This window comes from Priestia koreensis (assembly GCF_001274935.1).
GTDB classification, from domain to species: domain Bacteria; phylum Bacillota; class Bacilli; order Bacillales; family Bacillaceae_H; genus Bacillus_AG; species Bacillus_AG koreensis.
Genome location: NZ_LILC01000013.1, coordinates 447,514 through 469,269, shown reverse-complemented (window position 1 = coordinate 469,269; position 21,756 = coordinate 447,514). Strand labels below are relative to the sequence as shown.

Here is a 21,756-nt window from a genome sequence, read left to right as displayed (position 1 = left end):
GAAAGTGAGGAAATGATCTATGAGCAAACGTCTACTGAGAAGAAGACGTTAAAATGGTATGAGCAGTCGGGGCACATCATTACTTTAGATCAGGAACGTGAGCAAGTACATGAAGAAGTCTATGAATTTTTAGAGGGATTAAAATGAGAAATGTAGGCGTTTTCTTTTGAAAAGTGTACGGATTATGCGATGATAAAGGTATTCATTCAGAGGGAGTGTGGAAACGATGAAAGCAATGGTCATTGAAGAGTTTGGAGATTCGTCTGTATTCGTAGAAAGAGAGATCGAAAAGCCGAAGGTAGAGCCTGGGTGTGTGCTCATTCATGTACAAGCAACGAGCGTAAACCCAATTGACACGAAGATTCGAAGCGGAGCGGTATCAGGGATTGCCCCTCAGTTTCCAGCCGTCCTTCACGGTGACGTAGCAGGAATTGTGGCAGAGGTCGGAGAAGGTGTCACAGCATTTCGAGTCGGTGATGAAGTATTTGGCTGTCCAGGTGGCTTCAAAGGAACAGGTGGAGCACTTGCTGAGTATATGCTGGCAGATGCTCGGCTGCTTGCTCATAAGCCGAAAAGTCTTTCAATGGAAGAGGCAGCGGCTCTACCTCTTGTCACGATTACCGCATGGGAATCGCTGTTTGATCGTGCGAAGCTGAAGAAAGATCAGCATATTTTAATTCACGGTGCAACAGGTGGGGTTGGGCACGTAGCGATTCAGCTCGCAAAATGGACAGGAGCAACCGTGTATACGACGGCATCTTCAACAGAGAAGCTAGAAATAGGTCAAAAGCTAGGTGCTGATGTAGGCATTAATTACCGCGAAGAATCCGTTTCACAGTATATGGATCAATACACAGACGGAAAAGGTTTTGAAGTGATCTTTGATACGGTAGGCGGGAAGAATTTAGACTCGTCCTTTGAAGCCGCAGCGCTGAGTGGAACGGTTGTCACCATCGCCGCTCGTTCAACGCATGACCTAACTCCTCTTCATTCAAAAGGACTATCGTTTCACGTCACGTTTATGCTGCTAAAAGTCATCGATGAAGATCAGCGTCATATTCACGGCGAAATAATTGGACAGATCGCTCAAATCGTCGAAGAAGGTAAGCTGAAGCCACTAGTTGATGCTAAAACGTTCTCCATCACCGAAGTAAGCAAAGCGCATGAACATTTGGAATCAGGAAAGGCGATCGGAAAAATAGTACTAGTGAACAACTGGTGATGAGATAGTGAATTTTATAAATAGCACGATTGATGGCTAAAAACACCTGTCTCTCAAGGGATAAACGACCTTTGGAGGCAGGTGTTTTTTTATGACGAAAGAAATATCTTCACGTATGTAATTTCAACTAAGCAGTGATGATTATTTACTTCTTTTAAATTTTGTTACAACGCTCCCAATGGCACATAGTACAAGAAACGTAAGTATCCATGTCAATACATTATCCATATTCATCCCTCCACAATCAGTACCTACACTTCTCATTTTAAAAAGACTATATGGTAAATACAAGAAAAACTTAACTTTTTATGGAAAATATACTAAAATATATTTGAGTAAAGAGGGAGGATAAACCATTATGAGTATATTAGACGTTTACCTACAACGACACAATAAAAAACGATATGACGTGTTTAAAACAACGGGATTGAGTCAGCAAACGCTATCGATTATGAGTAAAAAAGAAGTGGGCACCTATTCAATTAGGACGATTCAATCCATTGCTAAAACGGTTGGGAAAAGCGAAGGTGAAGTAGTGGATGGACTGTTACAGCTAGAGAAAGAGAACGCCTTTTTTGAAGTATTCACCACGACCGATTTGCTTCTTGCTTTTGAAAATGAAGAATCCTACATTTTGATTAAGAAGGCGTATGTAAAGGAAATGAAAGTTCACGCCGAATCACAGTTAACACCATCTGAGAGGTTAGGGTTCGAGCTAGGATCAGCAGGGATCGTGACAATAGTGGCAAATGGTATTTACAAACTTGCTAACCTATTTAGCAAACAGTCGAGTGAGCAGAAGGTAATTGAAAGCAAATTAAGGCGGTACGTTATTAAACAATATAATGAGGATGAGATTCTCCTCTACTTGCGCGAATTTGATTACTGAGGGATGAGGGGAACCTATGAAGTTCACATAGAAATGTCGGTTAAGCGGATACAAAGTCTTATTTATGAAAATACTCATTGCATAACGATAAAATACTATGCTAAAATTTGACGAGTGTACATGACATATGTACATTCTTTTTTTGTAGGTGAACACTTTTGGATACAACGAAGAGAAATTTAGAGGAGAGGATTCCTTTGCCACAGCAAGATTTAAAGAAAGAAATTGGATTTTTAGCTGCTCTTACAACGGTCATTGGAACCGTCATTGGAGCAGGTGTATTTTTTAAGCCTACCGCTGTATACGGAGTAACGGGTTCAGCGAGCCTTGGACTATTAGCATGGCTGATTGGTGGCGTGTTAACGATATGTGCTGGATTGACAGCAGCAGAGCTGTCTGCAGCTATTCCTGAAACTGGGGGAATGATGGCGTATTTAAAACGCACGTACGGAAACCTTGTGGCATTCCTTTTGGGATGGGCACAGACGGTTATTTACTTTCCAGCAAACATTGCCGCGCTCGCCATTATTTTTGGAACACAAACGATTAGTTTATTTGGGTTAACGGCTGATGATCATCATTCGCTTATCGTCATCGTCGCCGTTGCAACAGCACTATTTTTGACTTTGATGAACTTTTTAGGAGCAAAAGCAGGCGGTGCGATTCAGACCGTTTCTACTGTTTGTAAGCTCATTCCACTTGTTCTTATTATTATTTTTGGAATTTTTCATAAAGGAGATGTTCCGTTTCAGCTGTTTCCAGTCGAAGCAGGACCAGGAAAAGAATTTCTCTCTGCATTAGGATCTGGATTACTGGCAACGATGTTTGCCTACGATGGCTGGATTTTAGTTGGGAATATTGCAGGGGAAATGAAAAATCCGAAAAAAGATCTTCCAAAAGCCATTATTCTAGGCTTATCTGCCGTAATGGTCATTTATTTACTGATTAATATTGCCTTTCTTATGGTAATGTCTGCGTCGTCTCTAGCAGGAACAGACACGCCGGCATCAGAAGCAGCAGAAATTATCTTTGGTGCTTTTGGTGGTAAACTTGTGAGTATTGGTATTTTAATTTCCGTTTTTGGTTCCATTAATGGATATGTTATGACAGGCATGCGTATCCCATATGCAATGGCTACTGAAAACAAGCTCCCGTTTAGCAAATGGTTTAGTCGTCTGTCAAAGAAAAGTAAGGTCCCATACAATTCAGGTCTTTTCATTTTGCTTATTGCGATCATTATGATGATGATTGGCGGCTTTAATACCTTGACGGACATGCTCGTCTTTGTCATTTGGATTTTCTATACGATGACGTTTGCAGCTGTACTCATTTTGAGAAAGCGCGATCCACAGCTAAAGAGACCATACCGGGTGCCGCTGTACCCTGTTTTACCTATTATCTCTATTTTGGGTGGATTGTTCATTGTGATTAATACACTGTTTACACAAACAGCCCTTGCGATGTGGGGAATTGGCATTACAGCACTTGGATTACCGATTTACTTTGCGATGAAAAAAAATCATATCAAAAGTTAAAGGGAAAGAAGCCTCACTGCGAGGCTTCTTTTTGTGTTAAAAACAGAAAGACTACTGTAGTGTGCTATAATAATTCATGCTGAATTTTTGGAATCCTTCCATAATGTTAGGAGGAAAAGAAAATGAATAAAAACAGGCCATGCAGCTTTCTTTCAGCTCTCTTTTGTAGCTACCAAAGTAAGGTGTTTATAGATGAAAATCAACTTTTAGCAAAAAGAAAATAGGTGAACAAGATGGAAAATACACAGGGTAGGAGAGATTCTTCAAAACAAGCAGGCTTCGTGAGCTTGTATCAGTTAATAGAAAGCAGAGTTCCCCTTTTTGTAGGCGTATTTTTAACATGGATTTCTACGGTCATTCTTCAGACCCTCGCACATCCTCTCGTTTTTCAAAGTATTTTATTCACGTGTCTGGTTTCGGTTCATTATGTGTTGTATGCGCTTATTACCGTGCTAAAACGATCACACGTATGGCTATTTGTTGTCGGACAAGGAGCACTCATTCTTCTTTGTGGGTGGCTAATGCCGGATGGTTTTCAAGCAACAGGTATTGGCCTGTATACTATACTTATTGCACAGAGTATAGGTATTTATTATCGAGTAGGCCCTGTACTGCTTACATGTTTTTTTTCGTTTGTTATGGTGTGTAGCGGTACGGCACTTATCGGAAAACCCGAATATTCAATTTTAGAGATGCTCATTGTGATGATTCCCTTTGTCATCTGTGGAGCAGGATATTCCGTTGTTTTTTTCCGAGAAGTACACATGAGGATGAAAATTCAGGTATCTCTGAATGAATTAGAAGTTGCTCATCAACAAGTAGAGGAGTTAACCCTTGCGAATGAAAGGCAACGAATGGCACGCGATTTACATGATACACTTGCACAAGGCGTCGCCGGTATTGCACTACAATTAGAGGCGGTACAAGCTCATTTAGGTAAGGGAAATACGAAAAGGGCACAGGAAATTGTTCAGCAATCAATTGTAAGAGCGAAAGAAGCCTTAGCCGACGCTAGAGGTGTCATTGATGATTTACGTATGAGATCGGAAACGTCGTCCATTGATTTTGTGAAAAACGTTAAAGAAGACGTACAACGCTTTATCACAGCAACAGGTATCCCCTGCTCGTTGGAACTATCATCTCTCCATTCATTTCCTCTACTGGTAGTAGAGCATGGTACGAGAATGATTAGCGAATGCCTAACTAATATAGCCCGTCATTCACATGCCTCTCACGTACGAATTTCTATTCAAGAGACAACAAGTCCATCCGTCGTGTTAATCATTCAGGATAATGGAGTGGGATTTGACTTTCATTCTGTTGGCAATCAGCCAGGTCACTATGGATTACTTGGCATACAGGAGAGAGTGCGAATTTTACACGGAGATTTTAAAATAGAAAGTAAAAAAGATTACGGAACATCCATTGAAATAACAATTCCGCTAAAAGGAGAAGAAGAATGAAGGCGAAAATTTTAATTGTTGACGATCATTTTGTGGTCAGAGAAGGATTAAAACTAATTCTTGAAACAAGTGATACATATGAAGTGATAGGTGAGGCAGAAAATGGTTTTGAGGCGCTCCGTCTAGTGGAATTACAAAAGCCCGACGTCATCTTGATGGACTTGAACATGCCAGATATGAGCGGGTTGGAAACAATTAAAGAATTGAACAAACAAAATTCAAACGTTCCTGTTATTATTTTGACAACTTACAACGAAGATGAATTAATGATTCAGGGATTGTCTTTAGGTGTAAAAGGATACTTGCTAAAAGATACGGGGCGTGAAAACTTATTTCGAACCATTGAATCGGCGCTAAGAGGAGAAACACTCTTACAGTCTGAAATAACAGATCGTATTTTTGATTATAAAAAGCGAACCATGGTGGAACAAACCATTTTATCACAAAAAGAACTAACGGTTTTACAGGGCGTCGCGCAAGGAGATACAAGCAAGAAAATAGCGTTGGATATGCAAATTGCAGAGCGAACGGTGAAGGCGCATCTTACAAATATTTATGGAAAGCTACGTGTTTCATCCCGTTCTCAAGCAGTTGCTGTGGCAATTGAACAAGGAATTTTATTTAATTGATTATCGTTTTACCCGAACGTACGAACGAAATTTGCCCTTATGTACAATTTCTTTTTTAACGGTCATTGATTAAAATATAAGCATACATAATGGAAAGGAGATTTACATGGCGAAGTATTTGTATAGGCTCGGAGGTTGGATCTATCATCACCGCTTTAAAGTAATCGGCAGCTGGTTTGTAATCCTTCTAGCCTTAGGTGTAACATTAGCTAGCTTGGGCTCTTCATTTGATGAAGATATGTCCATTCCTGGCACAAAATCAGAAAAAGCAATGGATGTACTAAATAAAGAGTTTCCGCAAGGAGGAAACGGTGGTAAAATTAAGTTCATTTTTAAAGCGCCAAAAGGAGAAACGCTCGATTCTAAAGAGGTGAAGGCGAAAATTCAAGAAGCGCTGAAGAACGTTCCAAAAGATAAGGAAGTCGCGGCTGTTACGGACCCTTATCAAACGAACACAGTGAACCAAGAGCGAAAAATAGGGTACGCAGATATTACGTATAAAAAAGAAGCTGAAAAAGTAACGGAAGCATCAAAGCATGATGCCGAAAAAATTGCTACATCGCTTCGTAAAGAAGGAATCCAGACAGAGCTTGGTGGCACAGTCGTCTTATCGAAAGTAGAAGTAGGTGGTATTTCAGAAGTGGTAGGGATTATTTTCGCCTACTTTATTCTAGCCTTTACGTTTGCCTCTCTATTAACAGCAGGTCTGCCGATCATTACGTCTGTTATCGGTCTTGCTATTGGCGTATTGTGTATCGTGGTTGGAAGTAATTTCACCGCTATTCAATCCGTCAGCTTATCGCTTGCTGTTATGATTGCTTTGGCTGTTGGAATTGATTATGCACTGTTCATTTTATCAAGACATCGTCAGCACTTGGCTGAGGGGCTATCTATTAAAGAGTCCATTTCAAGAGCGACGGCTACTGCAGGCGGAGCCGTCGTGTTTGCCGGTGTGACGGTTGTAATTGCTTTATGTGGATTATCGATTGTGAACATTCCATTTTTAACGGCAATGGGATTATCAGCAGGACTCACCGTTTTTATTGTCGTGCTAGCAGCCATTACGCTTGTTCCTGCTGTGATCTCCGTCGCAGGTACGCGTGTGAGCCCAGCGAAAGCAAATCGTTTCTTAGGAAAGTTCCATTCCAAAAAAGGGCAAAAAGAGTCAAATGCATGGGGAAGAATGCTTGCTCGTTACCCGCTTCCTATTATTTTGATTTGTCTGATCCTCGGTGGAGTACTGAGTTACCCAGCGCTTCATATTGAGCTTGGTCTTCCTGACAACGGAACGAAATCGACCGATACAACAGAACGACGTGGCTATGACCTAATGGCCGAAGGGTTTGGTGAGGGAATTAACGGGCCGCTTGTTGTTGTATTAGACGCATCAACGAGTGAAAATGCTCAAACCGCCTTTGTTAAAACGGCAGAACAGCTACAGAAATTCAAGAACGTTGCTTTCATGACGCCACCGATGCCAAACCAAGACGGCATGTTTGCGATTGTCAACATTTTACCAAAAACTGGACCGAATGACCTAGAAACAAAAGAGCTCGTAAATAGCATTCGAGACAAAGCAGCTCAGGTGGAAAAAACAAACAATGTAAAAATGATGGTAACAGGCGCGACGGCTGTTAATATTGACATATCTGATAAGCTAGCAGATGCATTACCGAAGTTTGCCTCTGTCATTGTAGCTTTTGCGCTACTGCTGCTTATTATCGTGTTCCGTTCCATTCTTGTTCCGCTTAAAGCAGTGCTAGGTTTTTTATTAACCTTAACCGCAACACTAGGTTTTGTCGTCCTCATTTTGCAAGATGGACACTTCATTCACCTATTTGGTATTCCAAAAGAAGGACCGATTTTAAACTTTATGCCTGTGCTTACAACGGGTATTTTATTCGGGCTTGCGATGGATTACGAAGTATTCCTAGTCAGCCGTATGCGTGAAGATTATTTGCATTCTGGAGATGCGAAAAAATCTGTTTTGACAGGCCTCAAGCATAGCGGACCTGTTGTCACAGCAGCAGCACTCATTATGATTGCCGTATTTGCAAGCTTTATCTTTGCGAAGGACCCAATGATTAAATCAATGGGACTAGCGCTTGCCTTTGGTGTTTTATTTGACGCGTTTGTTGTCAGAATGACGCTGATTCCGGCACTTATGACGTTATTAGGACGCTCTTCCTGGTACTTTCCGAAATGGTTGGACCGAATCATTCCAAACATGGACATTGAAGGAGAAGAATTTTTAAAGGAAGAACAAAAAAAGAAAGCTTCTAAAACGAAGAACGTGCTTCAAAAATAACAAGGAAAAAAGGCGTGCAGCTCGCACGCCTTTTTTAGCGTCTATCCGTAAATAATGTTCACCAATAAAATGTGAAGAAGCAATCCACACAGGATCAGCATAATACCGCTATTTCGATAATAATTTGCAAAGCGACGAGGCTTGAATAGTATCGTCATAAGTAAAATAAACAGTCCGCTAAGCCAAACAATTTGTGCTCGAATGACGCTATGAATAGAATCAATGATTTGCTTCATCTGGTTTAAGCCATGGAAGTTATGAACAAGCATCCCATTTTCTTGGCCGAACCATGTATACTTAATGAGAACGAGATGACTTGAATAATAGGTAGGTTCTGTTTCGAAGTTTTGAAAGCCTAATACAGGTAAATGTTGAAGAGACAAATAGCTAAAAAAAATGGTACAGCATCCCATGAAAAGAACGATCAAAAACAAATAATCATACACACCTTGTTTGGTCATGGCTGCTACGTCCTTTTCTTAAAATTTATTATGTATAATTTTACCATATAGAAGGTTGTACAGGGGAGAGGAAATAAAAAAAGATGAAGCAGAAAGGCAAGGAGGTTTAAAACGTGATCCGTGTACAAAGTATGTCGCTCATGTGCATCGGTTTTAACGTAGGCTCAAATATTTTAACCTTTCTCATGAATGAAACAGGACTTGCAAATGGGGGAATCTTTGAAATGACGACGATTTTATTACTGAGTAATATTGTACTTTCTGTTATGGTCGCCTTTGGTGGAGCGCTATTAGGAATTGAAGCAATGATTTTAAAGGAAAAGCCTGCGGTAAAATCAGTCGTTGCAACTTTAGCGAATATAGTCTATATAATCGGATACTTTTCATTTTGGAAAATGGTATAAAACCAGGTCATTCCACGATTCCAAGCACATAAAAAAACATCGATCAGAAGTGAAGTAACGTTAACGTGAGAACAAAGGCTATATTCTCTCGCTACTTTTTCCCGTATCGATGTTCCTCTAATATAACCTACCTTAAAAGACAGGAATCTTATTTTTCGCTATGTAGCGTAGAAGCAACTTCTGCAATAACAAGCTGACTTCCTAACAGAGGAGACTCTTGTCCTTCTTGTCCACCGCTTGGACGACTGTGCGCTTGCTTGAACGCATCGCTTTCCTTCCAAGCTTGAAAGTCTTCTAGTGTATTCCAATACATGTTCACATTTAGTTCATCATGTTCCTCTAAATTTTGTGTCACAAGCACTTCTACTTTTTCAAAGCCGTTCATTTCTTGTAATGGGCCTGGTTTTGTGAAACGTGGTGCCATTTTTTCAGCAAATCCTTTTTTCACTTTAATTCGGTTTGAGACAACATACATAATTAGAATCCTCCTAGGTTTTCGTCTCTTATAACGTACTCTTTTTTGTGCCTTTTTGGCAAGCGATTTGAATATGGAATTCATCGTATAGGACGAGCGCATAATCAATACATGTAAAACGAAAAGGAGAAAACCATGAACATTAGAAATTTCGTAAAGGCTTAAGGGGTATCTAGTAAACGTTGTGAATGGAGAAAAAGAGTCTATCTATCTCGGAGATGTAAACTAAGCGATTTTATAAAACATAAAAAAACACACTCTACAAAGATAGAGTGTGTTTGCGCATTAATAGCCCCAATTTTTTTGGCAAGGTTTGCATGAATAAGGGGACATTTGCTGAGGGGTTGGTGCGCAAAAATGTTGGTGAGTGGTTTGGTTCACAACAGATTGAGTGTGAGGGAATGAGTGCATATACTTGTAGTTTTGTTGATTAATATGGGTTGTATGGCTCGGATGAACGACAGGAACGACAACATCTTGTTTTGTCACCGACATGTTTTGTTTGACTGGATCGAATTGAGCTGGCATCATTTGTGTCGGCATTTGCTGATAAGGACTTGTTTGAGGATACCCACAAGATCCACTTTGGCAATTCATCTTTCCATACCCCATTGGCTGCTGTTGCTGATTATAATAGTTTCTCATCTTTTTTTATAATCTCCCTTCTTGAAGCTACTTCTATCTTATACAGGACAAGCACCTACGGCTTGGACCTCTACCTATTTTTCGAAAAAATTTAGCTGTAAATAGTAAAATCAGATTATTGTGATAACTTTTTATAAGTTGTATAATGCAACTTATAAATCTTGAAATGAAAATTTTTAATGACTAAAACATCTTGGAAATCAAAAGGAGAGATAAGTGATGAGTGCAGAACGCGTAGTAAATCTAGCTCCAATCATTCCGATGAAAGAATTGAATACGAAGGAGACCTATTTTAATCCGTTTCCTGTGTATGATGTGCTACAAAAGGAATCTCCCGTTCGATTTGATATTGAACGAAATTGCTGGGACGTTTTTTTATATGAAGATGTTGATTATGTTCTTAAAAAGCACGAGTTATTTTCGTCAGAACAAAGACGAATGGTAGAAAGAGAAAATCTACTGCGTATGGACCCACCTCGTCATAAGCAAATGCGTGATCTTGTTAATAAAGCATTTACTCCGAAAGCAATCAATGATTTAGCACCGCGAATAAAGGAAATTACAGCCGAACTGCTAGATGAAGTGGGAGAGAGTGGAGAAATGAACATGATTGCGGACTTTGCTATGCCACTTCCTGTTATCGTGATTGCTGATTTGCTAGGAGTACCGCCTGAAGACCGTGAAAAATTCAAAGTTTGGTCCGATACTCTTGTAAAAGGGGTAGTAGAAAATAAACCAGAAGCGTTTGCTGCAGTAGAAAAAGAGCAGGTTCAGGCACGCGATGAGCTTCGTGATTATCTTGCAGATGTCTTAGAACTGCGACGAAAAGAACCACACGATGATATTATGTCCGCTTTGCTTGCCGCTGAAATTGACGGAACGAAGCTAACGGATTCTGAAATTTTAGAGTTTAGCATGCTCCTTCTTGCCGCTGGAAATGAAACAACGACAAACCTTATTACAAATGGTGTTCGGATTTTGACAGAGATGCCGCATTTACAGAAAGAGGTCGCAAAAAATCTAGCGCTTGTTCCAACAATGGTAGAGGAGGTGCTTCGCTACTATCCGCCTGTGCAAGCACCATCACGTATTGCAAAGGAGGACGTTATTCTTCGTGATCAACTTATTAAAAAAGGTGATGCGGTCGTTGCTTGGGTAGCCGCAGCGAACCGAGATGAAGCGAAATTTAGTGATCCTCATTCCTTTATCGTAAATCGCAAGCCGAATCAGCATCTCACGTTCGGAAAAGGCATTCACTTCTGTTTAGGCGCTCCGCTTGCCAGACTAGAAGCAAAGGTTGCGTTTGAAGAACTTCTTACCCGCTTTCATCATCTAAACGTGAAGAAAGATGCGTTAATTGAGCGCACTCAGGCGCCGCAAATGTATGGTGTTGTTGAATATCCCGTTACATTCAAACAAAGTCTTTGAATAAAAGCATCGGTTTGCCGTCATCTTTTTTCCTGAATCACTAGTTTTATTTGCGATTATTAGCGTGTTTTCAAAAAAATGGGACAGCTGTTACGAAAAAGGCCTTCTCGATCAAAGTGAGTTAATAGAACTGAAGGATTTATTTTTGTAGTTATTGGGATAAAAATTGCTTTCGGTAGTAAATAGGGAAAAGAACGCTTGCTTGATCATTTATATAGGAAGATATATAGTATTCTTATAATGGAAAATTTCGGGGGATTGGGTGTATATAACAATGAAGGAAAATACGTGTAAAAAGTGTGGAAATCAAGAATTTACAGAAGCGACCGATTATATGCCAGTAAAACCGAGTAAATTATCATTAAAGAGCGCAAATAAAATCTTTACATTTTGTCTAAAATGCGGCGAAGTTGCTTCAATTCGTATAGAAGATGTGAGCATTTTTAAAAAATGACGTTATGAAAGAAGTGCTTCAGAACGATGAAGCACTTCTTTCATATTGGTGTGTATAATCCAATTTTAACCGTTTTATTGTAAGCTTGAAATAAACAGCAAAACCCTCTCGAAGCAAATCTCCGAGAGGGTTTTCTTACTCACTATACAAATGACACTTAACGCGATGTGTCGCACTAATCACCGTATCTTCTGGTGTTTCCTTTTTGCAGCGGTCTGTAGCAAACGGACAGCGCTGATGAAAGGCACAGCCAGAAGGTGGGTTAAGTGGAGATGGAATTTCTCCCTTTGCTTCTATTGGTTCACGTGCTTCACTTTCGTGGACCGTTGGCACAGATGACAGGAGAAGCTTTGTGTATGGATGACGGGGATTCGAGAAGATCTCCTCCGTTGTTCCTTCTTCTACTAACCTACCCAAATACATAACGCCTACGCGGTCTGCAATGTGTCTTACAACGCTTAAATCATGCGAGATAAAAAGATAAGATAGCTTCATCTCGTGCTGTAGCTGGCGAAGTAAATTTAGAATTTGCGCCTGAATGGAAACGTCTAGTGCTGAGACAGGCTCGTCGCAGATAATGAGTTTGGGATTCAAAATGAGTGAGCGTGCAATGCCGATCCGCTGACGCTGACCACCTGAGAATTCATGGGGATAACGATTGTAATCTTCTTCGTTAAATCCAAGCTTTTTAAGCAAGTCGATAACAGCCTGTTTCCGTTCGCTTTTCGCGCCGATATTATGAATCGTAAGCGTCTCTTGAATGGAGGCGCCAATTTTTTTACGCGGATTTAATGACGTATGAGGATCTTGAAAGATCATCTGTAAGTCTTTACGCACCGTTTTTAGCTGTGAGGGCTTCATCGTAAAAATGTTTTCACCGTTAAAATAGGCTTCACCACCGGTTGGCTCCACCAATTTTAATAGTGATCGCCCAGCGGTACTTTTCCCACACCCTGATTCGCCTACGAGGCCGTATGTTTTCCCTTCATAAATGGAAAAGGAAACGTCATGAACCGCTTTAATTTGTCCCTTTGTTTTTCCGATTGCGGAGCGAACAGGGAAGTATTTTTGTAGATTGCGAACTTCGAGAAGAGGAGTCGCAGCTTGTTGTGTTGCTTCAGTAGACATGCTCCATCTCTCCTTTTTGAATCGTTTCATAGTGCCAGCAGCGAACGCGATGTGAATCACTTGCGTACGCAAGACTTGGCGCTTCTTTGTGACATTTTTCCGTAGCAAACGGACAGCGCGGTGCAAAGCGACATCCGTCTGGAATGTTTGAAAGTGGTGGAACCGTTCCAGGTATGGACGGAAGATCTTTCGTTTTATCACCATCTAAATGCGGGACGGATTTAATTAATCCCATTGTATACGGATGAAGTGGTTTAGAGAAAAGTGTGTCAACGTCCGTCTCTTCCATTACCTGACCTAAATACATAACCGCAACCTTCGTACAAACCGTACGTACGACGCCTAGGTCATGGGTGATAAATAAAACGCCCATGTTTAAGCGGTCCTTCAGTTCCATCATTAAATTTAGAATTTGTGCCTGAATGGTTACGTCAAGCGCAGTGGTCGGTTCGTCAGCAATTAAAAGCTTCGGCTCACAGGCTAACGCCATCGCAATCATAATCCGTTGTCTCATTCCACCTGAAATTTCATGCGGATATTCTTTTGCTCGCTGCTCTGGAGATGGAATTCCCGTTAAGCGTAACAGTTCAACCACTTTCTTTTGCGCTTCCTTTTTAGAGACACGTTGGTGAAGACGAATCACCTCTGCGATTTGTTTTCCAATGGACATGACCGGATTGAGAGAAGACATCGGGTCTTGAAAAATCATCGAAATATCGTTGCCACGAAGGCGTTGTATTTGTCTCGGTGACATGTCTAATAAATTTTTTCCTTCAAACCATATGTTTCCTTCGTAGGTTGTCAAATCCTCATCTAGTAGCTGTAAAATCGATTCCGACGTGACGCTTTTACCAGAGCCTGATTCACCCACAATTCCTAATACTTCGCCTTTGTTAAGCTGCAGTGAAACGTTATCAACTGCCGTAACGTCTCCGCCGTAGGTCGAAAAGATTACTTTTAAATCTTCAATTGTTAAGAGAGACTCTTGCGTTGCCATCTTTTCTTCCTCCTTCTGTTTAGTACGACATTTTTAGGGTTGAGCCAGTCACGTAGGCCATCACCGAATAGGTTAAGACCGAGTACAAGTAGGATAATAAAGATCCCCGGAAATACCGTCATCCACCACGCTGTGTAGATCGCAAGCTTCCCGTCGTACAGCATATTTCCCAAGCTTGGGATCGGGGCAGGAATACCAGCTCCTAAAAAGCTCAGGGAAGCTTCAGTTAAAATCGTTACGGCAAATACGTACGTTACTTGTACGATTAGAGGGGAGAGAACGTTCGGCGCAATGTGTAAAAAGAGAATGCGGACGGAACTTGCTCCCTGAGCTTTAAGTGCTTCAACGAATGTTTTTTCTTTTACCACAAGTGCCGCTGAGCGAACAATTCGGGCAATTGATGGAATGAAAACAAGGCTAAGTGCGATAATAACATTTATTGTTTTTGGCCCTAAAGCCGACATAATCGCAATGGCTAATAAAATGGACGGAAAGGCAAACAGCCCGTCACATATGCGCATTAAAATATAATCAAGTACTTTATAGTAAGCGGATAAAAGGCCAACAATTAATCCAATAACTGAAGCGATAATCGTTACAGTTGCGCCAATCATAATGGAAATTCTAACTCCGTACATCGTACGACTAAACACATCGCGTCCAAAATTGTCCGTTCCAAACCAATGAAGGGTAGAAGGGGCCGCCAGTCGATGAGCCGGATCTACTTTTAACATATCAAAAGGAGAAATCAGCGGCGCAAAGATCGCAATGATGACAGATAGTAAAATAAGAATAGCGCCTCGAACGAGTAGTCGGTTTGATAACAGCCGTACGATGGTTGGGTTTTTCTTTTTCTTCTCCGTCGTATGTGAAAGAGGCTCTGTTTGTTGTGGTGCATTCATATGTGTTCCCCCCTTTTAATCATGATAAGAATTTCGAACGCGTGGATCGATCACTGCGTAGAGCAAATCGACAACTAAATTGACAATGACGTATACAATTGTAATAAGTAATACGGCTCCTTGAATGAGCGCATAATCTCGTCGCTCAATGGAGGAGACGATGAGCTGTCCAAGTCCCGGAATATTAAATAATGCCTCTGTTACGGCAGCACCTGTCACAAGTCCTCCAAATGATTCCCCAATGACGGTTAAAATGGGTAAAAAGCCAACGCGTAGCGTATGCTTGAGCATAACGGTTCGTTCGCTTAGTCCTTTTGCCTTCGCCGTTTTGACGAAGTTCTCAGAAATCGTATCCAATAAAGAAGAACGCGTCATTCTCGTAATAAGCGCAGCTTGAATGGTACCAAGCGTAATGGCAGGTAAAATCAAATAGCGTAGATGCTCGAAGAGTCCAGCGTTTAGCGGCACATATCCTGAAACAGGGAATATGCGAAGCTGAACGGCAAAGAGTAAGATTAGCAGTGAGCCTAGAAGAAAGCTAGGAATGGAAATACCAAGCAGACTTGCTCCCATAATCGCCTCATCGCGTACTTTTCCTTTATGTTTGGCTGCGTACACCCCAAAAAGCAAAGCGAACGTTACCCCAATCACTTGAGCTAATAGTGCTAGCGAAAATGTAGGGCCAACATTGTCCCAAATGGCTCCTAGAACGGAACGGTTTAAAAAGTAGGAGTAACCAAAATCACCGTGAGCAATGTTGGAGATCCAAATAAAAAATTGTTCCATAACGGGTTTATCTAATCCCATTTTTTTACTAAGTGCGGCAATTTGATCAGCGCTTGCGCCTTGTCCTAAAATGATAGCAGCAGGATTTCCTGGTGTAAGGTGAGTAATTAAAAACACCACAATTGAGACAATTAGTAAAACAGGGATTAAGGAGAGAATTCTCTTGACTGTATAAGCGCCCATATTGAACTCCTTTCTAAAAGCAGAGGGCGTATGCTCTCTGCTTTTATGGTCATACATTATTTAGTTAATGTCATATTATAAAAGATTGGTCCAAGATTATATTGATAGCCCTTTACGTTATCGGAAACAGCGTTAATATTCATCTTGTGTCCGATTAGTGTGAATGGAAGCTCGTCCCACACATATTGCTGAATAGCATCCACTTCATCACGTGCTTCTTCAACAGAAGGAGCTGCTTTAATTTTGTTTAAGTAGTCCATTGATTTTTCTACAGATGTACCTTTTGTTGTCCAAAAACCTTGGAAAATCGTTGAACGTGCATTCCAGTCAACAGGATAGATATCCCACTGACTTGTGTCGCTCATTTTGTCACTGAACGTTGCCCAGTCATAGACTTCTAGCTTCACATTCATGCCAATGCTTTTTAATTCTTGCTGAACAACAACAGCCGTGTTGTACTGATCTTGATAGTCACGAGAAGCCATCAAGCGGATTTCTTCACCGTTATAACCAGATTTCTTCAGGTATTCTTTTGCTTTTTTCTTATCGTGCTGATTGTATTCTTTTTCTCCAGCTGTACTGTAATAGTTCGGATATTCTTTATTCACAATGGAAGAAGAAAGTGTGTAAAACTTTGAACTACCGTAAGAGCTATCTAAAATATCTTTTGAATTTAGTACCGAATTTACCGCTTTACGTGCGTTAATGTCTTTAAAGACACCTTTATCACCGTTGTAGAATAATCCCATAAATCCACCAGGGGACGTTTCTACTTTTGCATTTTGACTGCCTTCAATTTGTTTTGTGTTATCGCTTGAAATCGATAACGCCACATCAAATTGCCCAGTTGTTAAGCCAGAGATACGCGTTGATTCATCACTTACAAAGCTTAACTTGATTTCATCAGCATGAGGTGTTTTTTTCACTTCGCGACCTTTTGCTGAATAATCCTTAAACTTCTCGAGTAAAATGTACTGATTTTTCTTCCATTCTTTTAATTTATACGGACCTGTCCCGATATACTCTTTAATTCCTTCATCTGATGCACCATCAACAATTTCTTTTGGTAGAATAGCTGCGGCGGGAATCGGATCAGCTAATAGTGATAGCGTATTCACGTTCGGAGCTTGTAAAGTAAGCTTCACCGTATCGTTATTTACTTTTGTCATTTCGGCTCCAGCGAAGTTCGTTTTACCGAGGGAAGATAACTTAATCCAGCGATTAATAGAGGCGACAACATCATCTGCCGTCATTTCTTTTCCATTATGGAATTTTACACCTTTACGAAGTTGGAACGTATACGTTTTCTTATCTTCGCTAACATCGACTTTAGAGGCCAAGTCAGGCTGTGGATTTCCTTTGTCATCTAGAATCATGAGACCTTCATAAATGCTTCGTGTTGCGTCTTTTACATCTGAGTCTCCCGTAATTTGAGCATCAAGCGTTGCTGGCTCACTTTGAGACGCGACGTTTAGTGTTCCACCCTCTTTGCCTTCTTTTGCACTTGAAGGCTTGCTGCTATCGTTACTGCATCCTGCTGCAATAAGAATCACGGCAATAAGAGAGATGAAAAGTAAATATGATTTTTTCACTAAAATCACTCCTATTTCATCATGTAATGTGTTAAACCGACTATGTAAGTAAGAATAGTAGGAATGTAAAACATTGTAGCACCACAATACCTTCTTGGCAATAAATATTTTCCAAAAAAGAGGTATGCTATAATAATGATTATTATAACAATAATGGAAGAAATGTGAAGGTTGATTAAAACATGACGGATAATGTTTGAGAGATAGATTCATATAATAGGAAGAGAAAAGGCAAATCATTCTGTTTTTCTTTCTTATTAAAATAGCTGAAATGAATGTGTAGATAAAAAGATGCCTTAGAGGAGGAAGCCATAATGAATTCCTATTCGTGGAATCCTGTTTACAATCTGGTGATGAAAATGAAGCAAGATTATAAACAATTAGTTGGAGAGGTTGACACGTACGATTTTAAAACGTGGCTACAGAAATTAAATCGGAAAGAATATGACGAGGTATTCGCTTGCCTGCATGTGAATCAAAAAGGATCACTCGTTTTATTTCGCTACGATCTTTTTGAGATGAAACGTGAAATGTGGGAGGATCAAGGGTCCATTTACCGTGAATGTCGAAGTGTTGTGGTCGATCTAGAACATGAGGAAGTGGTTCTATCACCGTATCAAAAGTTTTTTAATTTAAATGAGGTAGAAGAAAATAAAGTAGACGCTATACAACAAAAAATGAGGCGTGCAAAGGTAGTAGAGATTGCTGATAAGCTGGACGGTTCGATGCAAAATGCTCGCTGGTACCGTGGAAATGTTTTTATGGCAGGAAGTATGGCGGTCTCAATGCAGGATTCATGGCGCTTAGAAGATGGACATCGCATGCTTAGCAATTCGTATGTAAGGATGTTAAAAGAGCACGATCACTATACGTTTGTATTTGAATATATCTCACAACGAGATGCACATGTCGTGAACTATACTAAAAAAGACGAAGGGGTTTATTTAATTGGTGTTCGAAATACGTATACAGGGGAGCACTTATCCTATTGTGACGTCCTACAATTAGCATCAGCATATGGAGTCAAAGCCGTGTCGCTTGAAAACAAAACGTTAGAGAATTTGCTAGAGGATATGAAGACGTATCGGTCTTATGAAAAAGAAGGATGGGTACTACATATCGATGGTCATTTTATCAAAGTAAAGTGTGATGACTATGTAAGTATGCACGGACTGTTGGACAGAATTTCATCGGTTAACGTCATCATTCAAGCCATTGCAGAAGAAACGTATGATGATATGGTCTCAAAAGTTCCTGATGCTTACCGTGCGAGAGTGGAGGAGACAGCGAGCGAGGTTTTCAAACGCTTAAAGGAAACTAAGTCCCATATTAAGCACTACTACGAGGCGGCGCCTAAAGATGATCGGAAGAAATGTATGATTTGGATCGACCAACACGTCCCAAAGGCGCTAAAATCGTTTGTTCGAAATGAATTTTTAGGAAAACGATATGACCTGTTAAAGAAGGTAGATGGTTCTTATCGTAAGCTACACCAAATTGGGATTGACGATTCGCGTGAGTTGTCATCAGTCACTAAAGAAGGTGAGCCACTTGAGTAAATTCATCATGATGGTTGGTCTTCCGGCATCAGGCAAATCAACGCTTGCACGGCAACTGAGTATGCAAGAGAACGGCGTCGTTCTTTCATCGGATGAGCTGCGTAAAGAGCTTTTTGGTAATGTGAATGATCAGTCTCAAAATGTACGTGTATTCGAAGAAATGAATAAACGTGCCAATATGCATCTTTTGCGTGGCGAGACGGTTATTTATGACGCCACAAATCTCATAAGGAAAAAACGTGTGCATCTAATTAACTACGTGATCAAAGCGAACGAAAAAGTAGCTTATTATATAAATAATCATCTGACGGATATTCAATACCAGGATGAGCATCGTACGCGAAAAGTAGGAAATTCCGTCATTGATAAAATGTATAAAGCCCTTCATATTCCTGTTATGAATGAAGGATGGGACGACGTGATTTATTTTAATGACGGCGTGGGTAGGGCGAGTGAAACAAGAAATGCGCTTGAAGCAGCCGTTACCTCTGGTGCATCTCATGACGAATTAATTCCACAACTTGCGGCGGTTATTCCGGAGTTTATGGATATATTTAATGTGTCACAAGATTCTACGTATCATTCGTTCTCCATTAGTCGCCATATTTACTATGTGTACAAGTATGTGCTAGAGAAATACGAGGGTAAGGATCGTCTCATAATGCTGTGGGCAGCGCTTTTTCATGATCTTGGAAAGGGCTATTGTAAAAGTTTTACGACTCGAAAAGGCGAGGAAACGAGATACGCTCACTTTATTGGCCATGAGTTTGTTTCGTCGCAGCTAGCCGCGTATTGGCTTACACAGCTCGGCTATGAGGACAGTATTGTGCAGCGTGTATCAACGCTCGTTCAGTTTCACATGATTCCGCTCAGTGCGAGTGAGAAAAAGATGAAGGAAATTCATGATCTGCTAGGCGCCGATTTATTTCAAAAACTTCTGTTTCTTCATGAAGCAGATATGGCAGGGAAGTAGTAAAAAGGAACACGCATACACGAGGCCACTGAAAAAGTCCTTAAAGGATTGCTTTCATAACGGAGTCGGTTGATTTCCACTCCAGGTTGCTTCGCTTTCCGCGGGGCGTGCGGTGAGCCTCCTCGCTGCTCTGCGGAGTCTCACCTGTCACGCTAATCCCTCAGGAGTCTCGCACCTTCCGTTCCAAACAACCTAGAGCGACTGCATCAGATGTAATGGCCAAGTTCCCATTTTGAAAGGAACTTGGCCGTTTTTGCTTTATAATGAAGAAAAAGCTGGATCTACTCCAAAGAACGGAATGGATCCAGCTTTTCTGTCTTACATGCTACTGATCATCTAAAAAAGCCGAAGTTTTTCAGTGGCCTCAATCGTAGCCTCTCTCCTTTGTTTACCCCATTATTTTGTTGGGCGGTTTAAAATGCTTTTGAAGTGTGAGAATGTATCAAAGCTTGCTTTACCATGATAAGCACCCATACCACTTTCACCGACACCACCAAATGGTAGATAGTGAGTTGTCATATGTGTGATTGTGTCGTTAATTGAACCGCCACCGAATGAAATGTTGTGTAAGATTTCATTTTGAACGTCTTCGTCTTCAGAGAAGATGTAAAGAGCTAGTGGTTTTGGTCGTTTTGTTACTTCATCAATCACTTCAGAAAGCTCATCATATACGATTACAGGAAGAATAGGTCCGAAGATTTCATCCTGCATAACAGCATCTTCAAAAGAAATGTTGTCTAACACAGTTGGCTCAATGAACAAACGATCACGGTCTGATTGACCACCAACTGCTAAGTCGCCATTGTCTAAGAAGCCGTGTAAGCGATCAAAGTGTCTGTCGCTCACTACGTGAGGGAAGTCAAGGTTTTTCGTTACGTCTTCACCATACGTAGCTGTGATCACTTCTTGTAATTTTTTAATGAGCTCATCTTTTACGCTGCGGTGAGCAAGAACGTAGTCAGGCGCTACGCAAGTTTGACCAGCGTTTGCGAATTTTCCGCGTGCAATGCGTGCAGCCGTTTCATCAAGATTTGCATCTTTATGAACGATTGTGGGACTTTTTCCACCTAGTTCAAGCGTTACAGGTGTTAGGTGTTTAGCAGCTGCTTGAGCAACGATTTTCCCTACGCCTGTGCTTCCTGTAAAGAACACATAGTCAAATTTTTCGTTTAATAGCGCTGTGCTTGTTTCGACTTCACCTTCAACTACGCGTAGATATTCTTCAGGGAAGTTGTCATTAATAAGCGTCGCAAGCAGGCTAGATGTGCGTGGTGTTAGCTCAGATGGTTTTAACACTGCTGTGTTACCAGCTGCAATTGCTCCTACTAATGGGTTCATCGCAAGTTGGAACGGGTAGTTCCAAGGCGCAATCACAAGTGCTGCACCGTATGGCTCTGGTAAAATGAAGCTTTTTGCACCTTCAAGCATTGCAGGTGTTTCCACTTCTTTTGGTTCTGCCCATGCAGCTAGGTTTTCAACCATATAGTCAATTTCACCGATTACAAGACCAACCTCAGCGCGTTTTGCTTCTACTTCTGGCTTGTTAAGGTCTGCTTTTACAGCATCTAATACATCTTGAGCGTGTGTTTGCACTAAGTCTTTTAATTTATTTAACGTATTAATACGAAACTGAACATCTTTTGTTTGTCCGCCTTTAAAGAAGGCATGTTGTTTTTTTAAAAGTTCATGATAGTTTTCCATCGAACATTCTCCTTTGTATGGT

Annotated in this window: 19 protein-coding genes and 1 pseudogene; 11 read left to right on the top strand and 9 right to left on the bottom strand. The window is 40.8% G+C overall.

What is annotated here, in order from left to right:
- The 7 genes and pseudogenes from AMD01_RS24730 to AMD01_RS11550 form a co-directional block, all read left to right on the top strand.
- A pseudogene (locus AMD01_RS24730) lies at positions 1–147 on the top strand (carboxylesterase); the annotation flags it as partial.
- A gap of 79 nt (positions 148–226) precedes the next feature.
- A complete protein-coding gene (locus AMD01_RS11575) occupies positions 227–1,222 on the top strand; it encodes a zinc-dependent alcohol dehydrogenase family protein (RefSeq protein WP_053401558.1) in 996 nt (331 codons plus the stop codon).
- 358 nt (positions 1,223–1,580) lie between these two features.
- Positions 1,581–2,111 (top strand): helix-turn-helix domain-containing protein, encoded by a 531-nt coding sequence (locus tag AMD01_RS11570; protein ID WP_053401557.1) that lies wholly within the window; start codon positions 1,581–1,583, stop codon positions 2,109–2,111.
- A gap of 197 nt (positions 2,112–2,308) precedes the next feature.
- Positions 2,309–3,646: an APC family permease gene (locus AMD01_RS11565; protein WP_053401556.1), complete on the top strand. Its 1,338-nt coding sequence runs from the start codon at positions 2,309–2,311 to the stop codon at positions 3,644–3,646.
- Positions 3,647–3,879: 233 nt separating this feature from the next.
- Complete coding sequence (locus AMD01_RS11560; protein WP_053401555.1) at positions 3,880–5,109, top strand: sensor histidine kinase; 1,230 nt, start codon at positions 3,880–3,882, stop codon at positions 5,107–5,109.
- Positions 5,106–5,738: a response regulator transcription factor gene (locus tag AMD01_RS11555; RefSeq protein ID WP_053401554.1), complete on the top strand. Its 633-nt coding sequence runs from the start codon at positions 5,106–5,108 to the stop codon at positions 5,736–5,738. Before AMD01_RS11560 ends, AMD01_RS11555 begins: the two co-directional genes overlap by 4 nt.
- Before the next feature lie 106 nt (positions 5,739–5,844).
- Positions 5,845–8,046, top strand: coding sequence for an MMPL family transporter (locus tag AMD01_RS11550; RefSeq protein ID WP_053401553.1), 2,202 nt, complete (start codon positions 5,845–5,847; stop codon positions 8,044–8,046).
- A 41-nt stretch (positions 8,047–8,087) separates the two neighbouring features.
- Here AMD01_RS11550 and AMD01_RS11545 read toward each other — a convergent pair whose 3' ends face one another.
- Entirely contained in the window at positions 8,088–8,507 is a 420-nt protein-coding gene (locus AMD01_RS11545) for a hypothetical protein (protein WP_053401552.1), read from the bottom strand.
- A gap of 113 nt (positions 8,508–8,620) precedes the next feature.
- On the opposite strand from AMD01_RS11545, the gene AMD01_RS11540 reads away from it, so the two are divergent.
- Positions 8,621–8,911, top strand: a complete 291-nt coding sequence (locus AMD01_RS11540; protein ID WP_053401551.1) for a hypothetical protein — start codon at positions 8,621–8,623, stop codon at positions 8,909–8,911.
- 148 nt (positions 8,912–9,059) lie between these two features.
- On the opposite strand, the gene AMD01_RS11535 is transcribed toward AMD01_RS11540, so the two are convergent.
- Together AMD01_RS11535 and AMD01_RS11530 are read right to left on the bottom strand one after the other, a co-directional pair.
- A complete protein-coding gene (locus AMD01_RS11535) occupies positions 9,060–9,386 on the bottom strand; it encodes a heme oxygenase (protein WP_053401550.1) in 327 nt (108 codons plus the stop codon).
- Between the two features lie 285 nt (positions 9,387–9,671).
- Entirely contained in the window at positions 9,672–10,031 is a 360-nt protein-coding gene (locus AMD01_RS11530; protein WP_053401549.1) for a CotD family spore coat protein, read from the bottom strand.
- Positions 10,032–10,250: 219 nt separating this feature from the next.
- Here AMD01_RS11530 and AMD01_RS11525 point away from each other — a divergent pair, with 219 nt between their 5' ends.
- Positions 10,251–11,459 carry a cytochrome P450 gene (locus AMD01_RS11525; protein ID WP_053401548.1) on the top strand — a complete coding sequence of 403 codons (1,209 nt, stop codon included), beginning with the start codon at positions 10,251–10,253 and terminating at the stop codon, positions 11,457–11,459.
- Between the two features lie 589 nt (positions 11,460–12,048).
- Here the strand turns inward: AMD01_RS11525 and AMD01_RS11515 are convergent.
- Genes AMD01_RS11515 through AMD01_RS11495 form a run of 5 tightly spaced genes read right to left on the bottom strand, consistent with a single transcriptional unit; the run spans position 12,049 to position 17,501 of the window.
- Complete coding sequence (locus AMD01_RS11515; protein WP_053401546.1) at positions 12,049–13,041, bottom strand: ABC transporter ATP-binding protein; 993 nt, start codon at positions 13,039–13,041, stop codon at positions 12,049–12,051.
- Complete coding sequence (locus AMD01_RS11510) at positions 13,031–14,038, bottom strand: ABC transporter ATP-binding protein (protein WP_053401545.1); 1,008 nt, start codon at positions 14,036–14,038, stop codon at positions 13,031–13,033. The genes AMD01_RS11515 and AMD01_RS11510 overlap by 11 nt, the downstream gene beginning before the upstream one ends.
- The gene (locus AMD01_RS11505; protein WP_053401544.1) at positions 14,014–14,940 is read right to left on the bottom strand and encodes an ABC transporter permease; all 927 of its coding nucleotides are present in this window, start codon (positions 14,938–14,940) and stop codon (positions 14,014–14,016) included. Before AMD01_RS11505 ends, AMD01_RS11510 begins: the two co-directional genes overlap by 25 nt.
- 15 nt (positions 14,941–14,955) lie before the next feature.
- On the bottom strand, positions 14,956–15,909 hold the full coding sequence (locus AMD01_RS11500; protein ID WP_053401543.1) for an ABC transporter permease: 954 nt from the start codon (positions 15,907–15,909) through the stop codon (positions 14,956–14,958).
- 56 nt (positions 15,910–15,965) lie between these two features.
- Positions 15,966–17,501, bottom strand: a complete 1,536-nt coding sequence (locus AMD01_RS11495) for an ABC transporter substrate-binding protein (protein WP_053401542.1) — start codon at positions 17,499–17,501, stop codon at positions 15,966–15,968.
- Between the two features lie 314 nt (positions 17,502–17,815).
- Here AMD01_RS11495 and AMD01_RS11490 point away from each other — a divergent pair, with 314 nt between their 5' ends.
- Positions 17,816–19,060, top strand: a complete 1,245-nt coding sequence (locus AMD01_RS11490; protein WP_053401541.1) for a T4 RnlA family RNA ligase — start codon at positions 17,816–17,818, stop codon at positions 19,058–19,060.
- Complete coding sequence (locus AMD01_RS11485) at positions 19,053–20,033, top strand: ATP-binding protein (protein ID WP_053401540.1); 981 nt, start codon at positions 19,053–19,055, stop codon at positions 20,031–20,033. Before AMD01_RS11490 ends, AMD01_RS11485 begins: the two co-directional genes overlap by 8 nt.
- 396 nt (positions 20,034–20,429) lie before the next feature.
- Here the strand turns inward: AMD01_RS11485 and AMD01_RS11480 are convergent, their stop codons facing one another.
- A complete protein-coding gene (locus tag AMD01_RS11480) occupies positions 20,430–21,734 on the bottom strand; it encodes an aldehyde dehydrogenase (RefSeq protein ID WP_053401539.1) in 1,305 nt (434 codons plus the stop codon).
- Positions 21,735–21,756: the final 22 nt, after the last annotated feature.